Origin of the sequence: Rufibacter sp. LB8 (genome assembly GCF_014876185.1) — a bacterium.
GTDB lineage: Bacteria > Bacteroidota > Bacteroidia > Cytophagales > Hymenobacteraceae > Nibribacter.
Genome location: NZ_JADALJ010000001.1, coordinates 1,988,157 through 2,000,891, shown reverse-complemented (window position 1 = coordinate 2,000,891; position 12,735 = coordinate 1,988,157). Strand labels below are relative to the sequence as shown.

The window sequence follows — 12,735 nt, the reverse complement described above, 5'->3', positions numbered from 1 at the left end:
AAAAGAGACTATGAAACGCTTTAAAATAATCTTGTCCAGCCTGTTCCTATCGGCCACCTTGCTGGCCTGCGACAACAGCAACGCACTTGGCTTTACATCAGACAACGGGAAAAAAGGGAAAGCTGCCAAAGTGGTAGAGCCCGCCTCCAACGCGGTAGCCGTTGCCCAGAAATGGGAAGTGCCGCCCATCTTGCGCGAAGTCTCTGGCATTGCCTATTTAGGCGATGGTAAATTTGCCTGCGTGCAAGACGAGGCCGGCGTGATTTTCATTTACAACACCGCCACCAAAACCCTTGACAAACAAGTGACCTTTGCCGCCGCCGGTGACTATGAAGGCATTGCCCTTGTCAATGAAACGGCCTATGTGGTCCGCAGCGATGGGCGTTTGTTTGAGGTAGCCAACTGGCAAAGCGCTTCGCCCAAGATTACGGAGCACAGCACGCCGCTCAACGCCGCCCACAACGTGGAAGGCCTTACCTATGACGCCCGCCAAAACCGCCTGCTGCTGGCCATTAAAGGCATTGAGAGCGGCAGCCCGACCTACAAAGGCGTGTATGCGTTTGATTTGGCCACCAAAAAATTAGCATCACAGCCGCTCCTCAAGCTGAACCTCAATGACCCGTTACTGGTGAAAACCGTGGCCAAGAAGAAAAAGAAGAAAGCCGGCAGTGACTGGCAGCCCTCAGAGATTGCCTTGCACCCCACCACCGGTGACATTTATCTGTTGGAGGCTACCAACCCGCAGTTGTTTATCTTGAACCCCGATGGCAGCATTAAAGCCCGCCACAAACTCAATGACGCTGAGTTCTACAAGCCAGAAGGTATTGCCTTCGGCCCGAAAGGAGAGCTTTATATTTCCAACGAAGGCAAGAATGACCCCGGCAACATTCTGCTGGTAAATTTCCAAGGCACGAAATAAAAAGTCCTTCCTGCTTATTTCCATCCCGTTTTCGGGCTCATTTCTAGAAATGAGCCCGAAAACGGGATTTTTTTGTGGGCGTTGGAAGCAGGTTGTCTGCAAGTTATACCTCATTAGTCCGTCACTGCCAGAACTGGGCTTTCTTCAATTTACATAACAGCTTTGCTATCAAGTAGTTTGACAAGTAAATCATTAGAAAGAAGCAAAATTTGTCTAAACAATTTTTGGGAAAAATTAGCGGTCAACTTTCAACTGTCCATAAAATTTTCTACTTTCACTGATATCAAAATGATATCAAAATAAATACGCCTATGAAAGCCGAAAAAACGTTTCATCCTTCTTCTGGTTACACCTTCCTTATTCTGGTGCTGATCTTGTTGCTGGCCACCGGGGCGGGCATTTACTACTTCGGGCCTGAGGTGCTGCTGCCCTTTGCTCTGGTGTTCTCGTTTCTTTGCAAGGGCTTTAAGATTGTGAACCCGAATGAATCCCGGGTGCTCACGCTGTTTGGCGAGTACAAAGGCACCATCAAGCACAACGGCTTCTTCTGGGTGAATCCGTTTTTTGCCGCCAAGAGCATCTCGCTCCGCGCCCGAAACCTGGACACTAATCCCATCAAAGTGAACGACAAACTGGGCAACCCCATCATGATTGGCGTGGTGCTGGTGTGGCGCGTGGAGGAAACGTTCAAGGCCGCGTTTGAGGTAGACAACTTTGAGACCTTCGTGAAAGTACAGAGTGAGTCTGCCATGCGGAAACTGGCCGGCGTGTACCCGTATGACAACTTTGAGGACGAAAGCGAAATCTCTCTGCGCGGCAGCAGCCAGGACGTGAACGACGAACTGGAGCGCGAACTAATGGAACGTCTGGCCATTGCCGGTATTCATGTGCTGGAGGCCCGCATCAGTTATTTGGCCTATGCTCAGGAAATTGCCAGCGCTATGTTGCAGCGGCAGCAGGCCACCGCTATTGTTTCAGCGCGCGCCAAGATTGTGGAAGGTGCCGTGGGGATGGTAGAAATGGCTTTGGCACAGATCACCCAGAAAGGTCTGGTGTCTTTTGACGAAGAACGAAAAGCCGCCATGATCAGTAACTTAATGGTGGTGCTCTGCTCAGACCGAAGCGTGTCGCCTGTAGTGAATGCCGGAACTTTACACCACTAGCCTATGGCCGAGAAAAAATCGTTTGCCCTGCGCATGAACGCCGAGATGATGAAAGCCGTGGAGAAATGGGCCGCAGACGAATTCAGGAGCACCAACGGCCAGATTGAGTGGATCATTCAGGAAGCGCTCAAAAAACAAGGCCGTCTACCAAAACCGTGTGCTTCAGAAGAATCCACTCCAGAGACTTCATCTTCAGAATAATTTCCGTTTTTAGGCTCATTTTTGAAAACGAAGCCTAAAACAGACTTGTCACTTTTAAGCGCCACCGCCGTTTTCGGCCTCATTTTAAAAATGGAGGCCAAAAACGGCGGTGGCGCTTATATAAACGGAGCCTGACTTATATAATCATCTACGGACAGATCTTGACCTGTCCTTAGCGGTGGCCTAAGCAGTTAACTTACGATGCAACTACCAAAAAAGCACCCCTCGGAAATGCGTGCGGACAGGTCAAGCGCTGTCCGTACTATCTGCCAATATTTCCCTGCTTGGTAAAAAACTCACTTCGGTTCCTGTTAAAGGAAAATGTATAATTACCAGGCGTTTTGGGCTTCATTTCCAGTTTAGAGGCCAAAAACGATCTACATAAATTACTTCCCCAAAAAACTACTTCGCTTTCTCTACAAGGGGCTCTTCTTTAAACAATTCCAGCATGGGCTCACCGTCTCTTTTAGGGAAAGGGAAACCCAGGAGTTCTGCCACGGTGGCGGCTACGTCTGCCTGCGTGCGGGGCTTTTTGGCGCGGCTGCCGGGCGGTACGTCGGGACCCAGCATGAGCAGACTGATGTGGCGGCAACTCTCACAACCATCGCCGTGGTCTGTGAACCGGCGGCCCGGGTGACGCCCGTGGTCATTGGTGATGATGAAGGTGGTGTTGTTGCGGTAGTGCGGGTGCTGCTGAAGCCAGTTCCAGAGGTCGTGGACCAAGCGGTCGCTTTTTTTTATGGCCGCGAGGTAACCGTCCCAGTTGCCCCGGTGGGCTTCCGTGTCGGGTTCATGTAAATTGATGAGCGACAGCCGCGGGGTATGTTCCTGGAAAATCTGTTTGGCTATTTTTAGGGTTTCTTCGTCAGCCCGGTAGCCAGAACCCAGACCGTTCACGCCGCAATTGCTGGACGGCGAAAAGGTAGCGACTTCCTCCTGGCTGTAGGTTTTACCCAGCACTTCCAGTTTATCTTTGCTGGTGATAAGCCAGGCGTCTGTGGCCGCAGTTTTGGAATGCTGGCGGTAATAATGGAAGATGGACGGGTACAGGGGCAGTTCGGAGCCGCGGTTGCTCAGGCGCTGGTACTTGCCCGTGGTCAGCGCCACGTGGCCCGGCATGGTGAGCGTGACGCCCTGGTTGTAAAACGCCGGATGGAACAAGCCCTGCGGTGCCAGCTGCTTCGCCATGAACGGAATATTGGTATAGGCAGAGTCGCCCCAACTGTCTGAGTACCGCACGCCGTCAATCACCACCAGCACCACGTTTTGGGCAGCATACGTGCGCGAAGGCTCGCGCATGGCCGCCGGCGACGACGGTTGGCAGCCTTCCAGAAAAAAGGCACAGATAATAAGTAAGAAAAGCAGCTGAAACCGAAGTCTGTTCATGCAGGGCAGAAAATAATGACTTCTTTTCCTACGGATAAAGCAGGTATTTGGCTCTCACGTTTTTGAAATAGGCCAACTCCGGCGCCCAGGCGGCAATAATAGCCTGCGGGTTTTGCCCGGCCTGTAATTGCTTGCGGGTCACGTCGGTTTTCCAGAGGCCGTCCATGCGGCTGTTTTTGTATTCCAGCTTTTCTGGGTAGAGCGTTTGCAACGCATGAATGAGGTACACGCTGGCTTTGGCACCTTCAAACTTGTTTCTATCTGTAATCACCATCTGGGCTCCTTGGCACACCTGCCCCATGAACTTAGGCGGATAGATTTTGATGCCGTCTACCACACTGTCTGGCTTGAACTGCACCGGTTTGAACGTGACTCCAGGTAATTTGTAAGAGTTGAGTTGTTTGGATAAAGCTTCACCGTTCACCCAGGGCGCGCCAATGAACTCAAAAGGCTGCATGGTGCCGCGGCCTTCAGACAAGTTGGTGCCTTCCAGAATACAGGTGGCGGGGTACAAGGCGGCCGTGGTCAGATTCAGCATGTTAGGCGAGGGCTTGATCCAGGGAAGTCCGGTTTGGTCAAACCACTGGGTTCGGGCGTAACCGCGCATGGGCACCACCAATAGTTCGGCCTGCCGAAGTTTTTTGGCCGAACGTTCGCCGTTGAACATGCGGGCCAGTTCGCCCACCGTCATGCCGTGCGTGATGGGCAAGAAGTTAGGGCCGGTTACGGGTTGGTGGGCGTTGTTGCCAATAGCGCCGTCAAACGCCACGCCGGTGATAGGGTTGGGCCGATCCAGTATGATCATCAGTTTTTCGTTTTCGGCGGCAGCCTCCAGTACGGCGGTCATGGTGGCAATGTAGGTGTAGTAACGCGCGCCCACGTCTTGAATGTCGAAGATGAGAATGTCCACGTCTTCCAACATCTGCGGGGTGGGTTTGCGCACGTTGCCGTACAGCGAAATCACTTTCAGGCCGGTTTTTTTGTCAATATCATCGCTCACGTGGGTGTCGGCCTCGCCGCGTATGCCGTGCTCCGGGCTGAAGAGTTTCACCACTTTCACGTCTGGGCGCGCGTGGAGCAGATCTACAATGTGGCTTCGGTCTGGCATCACGCCGGTGTGGTTGGTGAGAATGGCTACGCGGCGGTTCTGGATAAAGGGGAGGAATTCTGGGGTCACCAGCCGTTCAATGCCAATCACCACGCGGTCTTTGGGGGCTGCCGTGGTAGCAGTAGATGTTGATGATTTAGTGCAACCAGTCAGAAAAGTGACTGCAGAAAGCAGCGTGAAAATGAAAAGGCGGGAGGGGAAAATTCTGTTCATGTGGGCAATATAGAAAACAAGGCATATATCACGGCATGTTCCTTTCTGTTTTCGGGCTCAATTCCAGAAATGAGCCCGAAAACAGGAAATTACGCTACAACCCTTGCCCGTATTGGAAATGCTTGTTCACGGTTACCGGTAATTTACCCTGCGGTACCAGATCGCCCATCACCATTTTAGCCGCGGCCGCCTGCACAGCCGGCAATTGCTGGTAGCCCAACAACAGCGCCGACGACTGATGAATATCTGCGAACTGGTTCAAGGTATAGGCATTGTCAAAGAGCACCACCACCGCGCGTTTGCGCCGCACCAATTCATTCACCAGCGCCCGCTCCTCTTTGCTGAAACCAAGGTTGTTGCTGGGTCTTATGCTGGGTCCGTAAATGCTGATGACCAATAAATCCTGTTTCAGGAGCACTTTCCGGAGGTTCTCCAGGTCTTTCTTCTTGGTCTTGCGCGGCATGAAATAGTCTTTCACGGTCAGGCGGTTTTTGAGGCGTTGCTGAAACAGCGTAGGTTTGGCCGCACCCACTGCCAAACTCGCCACCGACCGCATTTTCTTGTTCTTTAGGGGCACTAGGTCTGGTTTGTTCTGGAGCAAGGTTAGCGAGCCCTCTGCCAGGCCGCGCAGCGTTTCTTTGGCGTGGGAGGTGTGCAGGTCCTGGTACAGGCTGTCTAACTTAATGGGTTGGTACTTGTTGAGGCCTACCCAATACTTGGCGGCCAATACTTTCTTGCAGCGGCGGTCCAACTCCTTGCGGTCTAACCTTCCGCTTCTGATGGCGGCTTTAATGGCATTCAGGGCTTTGGGCACGCTCACCAGACGTTCCAGTACATCATTACCGGCTTCCAGGGCCATGACTTCGGCCTCACCGGGGGCAAAATATTTGGTCACGCCTTTCATCACCATGGCGTCTGTGATGATGAGCCCCGCGTAGTTGAGCTCGTTTTTCAAAATGCCCGTCACAATGGGTTTGGAAAGCGAAGCCGGTAAATTGGCCGTGGAATCTAGCTTGGGCATGTGAATGTGGCCCACCATCATGCCGCCCACGCCGCTCTGTATCAAATGCCGAAACGGGTGCAGTTCCAGGGAATCCAGACGCTCACGGCCATAGGGGATGATGGGCAAGTCATAATGCGAATCCACATCGGTGTCGCCGTGGCCGGGGAAGTGCTTGGCGGTGGCAATCACGCCGTTGTCCTGCATGCCCAGCATTTGGGCCAGGCTTTTGGAACTTACATCGTTCTTGTTTTCGCCGAAGGAACGGTAACTGATGATGGGGTTTTTGGGGTTGTTGTTCACGTCTACCACCGGCGCAAAGTTCAGGTGCATGCCCAGCCGCTTGAATTCAAAAGCCATTTCGGCCCCCATCTGGTAAATAAGGCTGTCATTGTTAATGGCGCCCAGCAACATAGGCAAAGGGTATTGCATGGCACTGTCCATGCGCATGCCAATGCCGTTCTCAGCGTCCATGCCCACCAGCAATGGAATCTTGGAGGCCGCCTGCAGTTTGTTGGTGAGTTTGGCCTGCCGCACCGGTCCTCCCTGGAAGAAAATCACGCCGCCTACTTTGTATTGCCGCACCAGACGCAAGGCGTCTTCTTCATGCTGCGGACCCTGGTTAGAGAACACTTCCACCATCATGAGTTGGGTGATGCGCTCGTCTGGGGTCATGCGCCTGAAAACAGAATCTACCCATTTGTTGTGCCGGTTGAGGGCCGTGATAAGCGCGTTGGGGTATTTGATGGTGTCTTGCGGCAGAATGGGCTGGGGTTTGAACACCACCGTTTCATGCACGGGTTTTTTCTCCTGGCAGGCTTCCAGGGTGAACCCCACGCTAAACACGAACAGGTAAAAGTATAAAACCGGACTTTTAAAGATAGAAGGTAATGACATGGCAAGCGCAGACGGGCAGGAGGTTTGGTAAACGCACGGCCTGGGAAGATGAGAAGTACGCAAGCCAGCCGCTAAAGTTAATTAAAGCGCCCGCGCGCCTTCCGTTGAAAGATTTTTTACTGAAGACGTAAATTTTTATTGGAGATTTTGGCGGGTTCCCATTCCGTTTTCGGGCTCATTTCTGGAAATGAGCCCGAAAACGCAAATGTTGTTTCCCACAATTAACAGCGTAATAACCAAGCTGGCTAGATTAGAACTGAAGTGTGGCGCTCAAGCTGGCAGAGCCTTTCCCCACGTTTGGGAAGAACTGCCATTTGTTGCCTTGTAAGCGGTCTTTCAGCTGAAAATAGGTCCAGTGCGTCACCTTGGCAGATACGTACCCCACGGCGGCGCCCGCTATCACGTCTGAGGCCCAGTGGGCATTGTCATGAATGCGGGAGAGACCCACCAGCGTGGCAATGCCATAGGCCACGGGGGGCACCCAGCCTTTGTCGCGGTAAATGGTGGCCACGGCGGTGGCGGTGGCAAAGGCGTTGGAGGTGTGCGACGATGGCAGCGAGGCGTATTCATAGGAACTGGCAGGGCCGTTGAACTCATCATTGTCCTCAGCGTACAAGGGCCGTGCCCGCCTAAAGGTTTTCTTCAGTTGGCTTGTCATCATGGAGTTCAGGTAATAGCTGGCCAGCGAGATGGTGGCCACTTGCCTCAGCTTTCGGTTTTTGGTCACCAGACCTACCATGAACAAAGAGCCAAAGGTGGCGTGCAGCCTTTCTGAGGTGCCAAACGGTTCAATGGTTTCTGAAATGTCACGGGTAAAGGGCGTGGCGTTTCTCTGCACAAATTCTTTGAGAGGTTCGTCTACCCAATGGTAGGCAGCCAAACCAAGCCCAAACGTAGCCACAGCCCCAGCGGCACTCCACACAAATTTCTTCTTCTCCCGAGACCAACCCCTTTTAACAGGAAGTGCCTCTACCGTGTCACCCAGTAAAAAATAGGTTCGGTTAAATTCCGGGAAGCCAGTTCCATCAGTGGTTTTTAATTCCGAAGTAGAAGGAGAGGCTACAGCACTTATTGAATCTGAAGAGAAATGGACGGCAAAAGACGTGTGCCCCAGGCAAAAAGTGGCCAGGGTGAGCGCAACGCGAATAAGGAATTTGGTGAAGATGGTGGGTGAGACGGCCTTCATGCAATGTTGTGTCTTGTTAGGTCGAATGTCAATTACAATAAGACTTAGAAAGCCCAAAACTCGCAGTTTAGTCACTACCACAGGTTCTGGGCTTTCGTTTCTTACCAATTACTTAATTGTCAAGCTGCATTTTCTTCTGCAACAGCTGCTGCAGTTCCATCATGTGCGGTTCAATTTTCTTCTGGCCAAGCTGGGCGCTGCGCATGGTAAGGAGTGACTGCTTTGAGGCTAGTTTCTTGCCGGTGGGCGTGCCGTAAAAGGCGGTCATGTCTTTCAGCTCTTTCTCGGTGAACTCCGTCATGTACAGGTTGATGAGATCGGTTTTGATGGCTTCCCAGTTCATGTACTTGGCAAAGAAAGCGCGTACTTCCAGTTCGGCTACCTTCATGGCAGGCACCTGTTCCATTTGCATGGTGAGCATCTGCTGGAGGTTATCGTCAATGGCTTTGGGGCTGCCCATGGTCATAAGCAAGGTTTCGGCGGCTTTATAATGGCTGCTGGGGGCTTGTGCTAGGGTATTTCCGGTGGTCAACAGCACCAGTAACCCCCATAATAAAATAGTATTTTTCATAAAAAAGAATTATTTCTGCTCTTCATACGCAGAAAGCCAGGACAAAGCCACCACCTTTGCTTTTTATTGGCAACGGCTTTTACCCAACGTGCCGCCAGGTTGTGCGTACCATTAGCCAGACTTGCCAGATTTACAGCAGCACCATGAAAATAACAGACAAAGAAACCCTCTACCAAGGCCATTATAAGCTGCAACTCTACACGGTGACAGACGGCGAGAAGGAGTTCAAACGAGAAGTATACCATACCGGCACCGCGGCCTCGGCGCTGGTCTATGACACCAAAAAACAGAAATTCATCTTTGCCCGGCAGTACCGCCCCGCCATGGAGCAGGACCTGCTGGAGATTGTGGCCGGCATGCTGGACAGCCCAGACGAAAACCCCGAAGACGCCGTGAAACGGGAAATGGAAGAAGAAATTGGCTACGCCGTAGATGAACTGCAACTTATCCATGAATTCTACCCAGCGCCCGGTGCAGTGGCCGAAAAAGTCTTTCTGTTCTACGCCCAGGTAAGCCACCAGGTAAGCGAAGGCGGCGGCAAAGACAGCGAGCATGAAGACATAGAGATAGTGGAGATGACACCCCAGGAAATGCTTGACCACACCTTCTATGACGGCAAAACCATCATGGCCATTGAATGGGCCAAAAACCACGTGCTACCCACGCTTATGAAATCTTAAGGAACTGATCCCAAGCCCGCTGGTTTAACTATAGTTGCCAACGCCCGTAAATACGGGTACATATCCCTTATTTGTACACCTAACCTTACAAGAAACTATGGAAGAGCAAAATAAAAACCAGGACCAGAACAACGGCAGCAATAACAGTCAGGACGGGAACCAGGGAGGCGGCAGCTTCGCAGATCATAACTACGGCACCAAAGCCGAGGGTGGCAACACCGCCAACTATGACGCAGACGGCAACTTAGATGTGAACGATGCCGGCGGAAACCTTGACAAAGGCCAGGCCCATGATGACATCAACGGCGGCGGCGATGTGCTGGGCCGCCAGGGCGGTGGTTCTGGTGAGCGCGAAGGCGTTTTAGGCAAAGAGTCTCTCAAGCAGAAAGGCTCCGGACCAGATGCCGAGAGTGACAAAGACACCGGTTACGGCACCCACGCCGGCGGTATGAGCGACGGCCACAGCGGCTTCAAAGGAAACCACAACGGCAATGACGGTACTGGCGGAGGCCGCAGCTCCGGGCACGCGGGCAACGGTGGAGACCCTGAAAGACCAGACAAGCAAAACCCGCAAGGCAACGGCAAAGACGACAATAACAATGAAAACATAGCCGGCCGTGGCGGCAGAAAAGACTAGAGATCTTGAAGCTTATACATTTGAGAAAGGCCTGTTTCCTGAAAAGGAGGCAGGCTTTTCTGTTTTTGGCCTCGTTTCCAGAAATGAGCCCGAAAACAGGAAATGCAGCACGGCACAGTTTTTAAAATTTCCGTAGAAAGCAACAGTCCAACAAGTGCTTGTGAAATTTAGATTTCGACCTGAGGACCCAAAGACAGACAGACAACAATAGAGACACTACTAGAATGGCGTTAGAAAAATACAACCAGAAACGGCACTTCAACCAAACCCCAGAACCAGAAGGCAAAGAAGCCAAAAACAAAGGCGCGCTGAGGTTTGTGATTCAGCGGCACCAGGCCTCCACGTTGCATTATGATTTCCGGCTGGAGATGGGCGGCGTACTCAAAAGCTGGGCGGTGCCCAAAGGGCCGTCGCTCAACCCCGCAGACAAACGCCTGGCCATGGAAGTAGAAGACCACCCCATCAGCTACGGCAGTTTTGAGGGCGACATTCCCGAAGGCAACTACGGCGCCGGCCATGTGGACATTTGGGACGAAGGCACTTACCACGCCATTGGCACAGATTCCCGCGCGGCTGCTGAGAAACTTTTACTGGAGGAACTGGAACAAGGCGGCCTGCATTTTGTGCTGGATGGCCAGAAACTACAAGGCGAATTCAGTCTGGTAAAAATGAAAGGCCGCCAGAAAAACGCCTGGCTGCTGCTAAAGAGAAAAGACGAAGCCGCCACCACAGACCCGTATGACGCGGAGGATTTCGCCAAAGGCAAATCCTCAAAAGCCGCCACTTCCAAATCCAAAGCTGTTGCCAAGGCTAAACCTAGCGCCAAAAAAACATCAGACTCAAGCATTGGAAGCAAAGCAGACATGCCGCATAATCTGGTGCCCATGACCGCCAAACTCACCGACGGCCCTTTTGATGACCCAGATTGGCTCTTCGAGGTGAAATGGGACGGCTATCGCGCCGTGGCTGAAGTAGAAAACGGACAAGTACATCTCTATTCGCGCAACGGAAAATCGTTTAAGGAAAAATACCAGTCGGTGGTGAAAGCACTGGAAGCGCTAAAGGACCAAGTGATTTTTGACGGTGAATTGGTGGTGCTGGACCGCAAAGGAAAAGCAGATTTCCAAGCCTTGCAGAATTACCAAAACACGCCCTCAGAGCATTTGTATTACTATATTTTCGATATTCTGCACCTTAATGGTGAAGACCTCACCCATTTACCTCTCCTTCAGCGCAAGGAAAAGCTGAAGCAAGTGTTGAGCAAAGCCAAAGACCCGCTGCGTTACAGCGAACACCGCGTGGGCGACGGTACTCAGTTTTTCAAAGAAGCCCAGAAAAATGAGTGGGAAGGCATTATGGCCAAAGCCGCTGGGAGCAAATATCTGGTAGGCAAGCGGTCACAAGAATGGCTGAAGGTAAAAACGCACCTCCGGCAGGAGGCCGTAATTGCCGGTTACACCGCGCCGCAGGGAGCACGCCAGCATTTGGGTGCGCTGGTGCTGGGCGTGTATGAAGGCGACCAACTCAAATACGTGGGCCAGTCTGGCAGTGGCTTCAACAAAACCAGCTTGCAGGAACTCATTGACAAACTGAAACCGCTGGAGCGCAAAACCTCGCCGTTCAAAGAAAAAATCCCGCTCAGCCGTGATGTGACCTGGGTGAAGCCGGAACTGGTCTGTGAACTGTCTTTTGCCGAATGGACCACTGACGGGCAGATGCGCCAGGCCATCTTCAAAGGCCTGCGCGAAGACAAAAAAGCCCAGGACGTGGTGCATGAAGAATCGGTGTCGGCCAAAGAAGAACAGGAGGAAACAGATTCCCGTTTATCGGCTCCAAATCCCAAACTCAGCCCAAAACAGACCGCAGACAAAAACGCCCTGGTGTTGGAGTTAGACGGACAAGAAGTTACTATCACCAACCCAGACAAAGTGTATTTCTCTCAGGAAGGCTATACCAAAAAAGACCTGGTAGATTATTACCAAACCATGGCAAACGTGCTATTGCCTTACCTGAAAGACCGTCCGGAATCTTTGCTCAGGCACCCCAACGGCATCAGCAAGCCCGGGTTTTTCCAGAAAGACGCCGGCGAGCAGGCCCCGGATTGGGTTCAGACCACCAGCATTGAGGCCGAATCAACGGGCAAAGAGGTGGAGTACATAGTCTGCCAAGACAAAGCCACGCTGGCGTATCTCAACAACCTGGGCTGCATTCAACTCAATCCTTGGAACGGCCGGCTGCCGCATTTAGAAAAACCAGATTATTTAGTCCTGGACCTTGACCCCGGCGAAAATACCTATGATGAAATGGTGGAAGTTGCCTTGGTGGCCAAGCAGGTGCTAGACGAACTGGAGATTCCGGTATACGCCAAAACCTCTGGGGCCACAGGTATGCACCTGTACGTTCCGCTGGCTGCTAAATTTCCGTTTGAGCCCGTGAAGGAACTGGCGTTTGCCCTGGCTCAGCGCGTGCATGAACGCCTGCCAGAACTCACCAGTTTGGAACGTAGCCCCAAAGAACGCCGGTTCCAGATTTATATTGATTACATGCAAAACGCCATCGCGCAGACCATTGCGGCACCATATTGCGTGCGGCCGCGGGCTGGGGCCACTGTGTCAACGCCGCTGCAGTGGAAAGAAGTAAAAAAAGGCCTGCACCCCACGCAGTTCACCATCAAAAACGTGCCGGCGCGCGTACAGAAACTAGGCGATCTTTTTAAACCCGTGCTGGGCGAAGGCATAGACGTGAACGCCTTCCTCAAAAAACTCAAGAAATAG

At 52.3% G+C, this 12,735-nt stretch carries 11 protein-coding genes; 6 read left to right on the top strand and 5 right to left on the bottom strand.

Annotated features, from left to right (window positions below; translation table 11 throughout):
* Positions 1–10 precede the first annotated feature (10 nt).
* The 3 genes from IMY23_RS08525 (at position 11) to IMY23_RS08515 (ending at position 2,283) form a co-directional block, all read left to right on the top strand.
* Positions 11–919 carry an SdiA-regulated domain-containing protein gene (locus IMY23_RS08525; RefSeq protein WP_192821674.1) on the top strand — a complete coding sequence of 303 codons (909 nt, stop codon included), beginning with the start codon at positions 11–13 and terminating at the stop codon, positions 917–919.
* Between the two features lie 311 nt (positions 920–1,230).
* Complete coding sequence (locus IMY23_RS08520) at positions 1,231–2,082, top strand: SPFH domain-containing protein (protein WP_192821673.1); 852 nt, start codon at positions 1,231–1,233, stop codon at positions 2,080–2,082.
* Positions 2,083–2,085: 3 nt separating this feature from the next.
* The gene (locus IMY23_RS08515; protein ID WP_192821672.1) at positions 2,086–2,283 is read left to right on the top strand and encodes an Arc family DNA-binding protein; all 198 of its coding nucleotides are present in this window, start codon (positions 2,086–2,088) and stop codon (positions 2,281–2,283) included.
* A gap of 402 nt (positions 2,284–2,685) precedes the next feature.
* On the opposite strand, the gene IMY23_RS08510 is transcribed toward IMY23_RS08515, so the two are convergent.
* From IMY23_RS08510 to IMY23_RS08490, 5 genes are all read right to left on the bottom strand, one after another.
* Complete coding sequence (locus IMY23_RS08510) at positions 2,686–3,669, bottom strand: sulfatase-like hydrolase/transferase (protein WP_192821671.1); 984 nt, start codon at positions 3,667–3,669, stop codon at positions 2,686–2,688.
* Between the two features lie 28 nt (positions 3,670–3,697).
* Positions 3,698–4,990 (bottom strand): exo-beta-N-acetylmuramidase NamZ domain-containing protein, encoded by a 1,293-nt coding sequence (locus IMY23_RS08505; RefSeq protein ID WP_192821670.1) that lies wholly within the window; start codon positions 4,988–4,990, stop codon positions 3,698–3,700.
* A gap of 94 nt (positions 4,991–5,084) precedes the next feature.
* Positions 5,085–6,887 carry a glycoside hydrolase family 3 protein gene (locus IMY23_RS08500; RefSeq protein ID WP_192821669.1) on the bottom strand — a complete coding sequence of 601 codons (1,803 nt, stop codon included), beginning with the start codon at positions 6,885–6,887 and terminating at the stop codon, positions 5,085–5,087.
* Between the two features lie 250 nt (positions 6,888–7,137).
* The gene (locus IMY23_RS08495; RefSeq protein ID WP_192821668.1) at positions 7,138–8,073 is read right to left on the bottom strand and encodes a phosphatase PAP2 family protein; all 936 of its coding nucleotides are present in this window, start codon (positions 8,071–8,073) and stop codon (positions 7,138–7,140) included.
* Positions 8,074–8,185: 112 nt separating this feature from the next.
* On the bottom strand, positions 8,186–8,644 hold the full coding sequence (locus tag IMY23_RS08490) for a DUF2059 domain-containing protein (protein ID WP_192821667.1): 459 nt from the start codon (positions 8,642–8,644) through the stop codon (positions 8,186–8,188).
* A gap of 143 nt (positions 8,645–8,787) precedes the next feature.
* Here IMY23_RS08490 and IMY23_RS08485 point away from each other — a divergent pair, with 143 nt between their 5' ends.
* The 3 genes from IMY23_RS08485 (at position 8,788) to ligD (ending at position 12,735) form a co-directional block, all read left to right on the top strand.
* The gene (locus IMY23_RS08485) at positions 8,788–9,324 is read left to right on the top strand and encodes an NUDIX domain-containing protein (protein WP_192821666.1); all 537 of its coding nucleotides are present in this window, start codon (positions 8,788–8,790) and stop codon (positions 9,322–9,324) included.
* A gap of 97 nt (positions 9,325–9,421) precedes the next feature.
* Positions 9,422–9,961: a hypothetical protein gene (locus tag IMY23_RS08480; protein WP_192821665.1), complete on the top strand. Its 540-nt coding sequence runs from the start codon at positions 9,422–9,424 to the stop codon at positions 9,959–9,961.
* 224 nt (positions 9,962–10,185) lie between these two features.
* Positions 10,186–12,735 carry a DNA ligase D gene (gene ligD / locus IMY23_RS08475; RefSeq protein WP_192821664.1) on the top strand — a complete coding sequence of 850 codons (2,550 nt, stop codon included), beginning with the start codon at positions 10,186–10,188 and terminating at the stop codon, positions 12,733–12,735.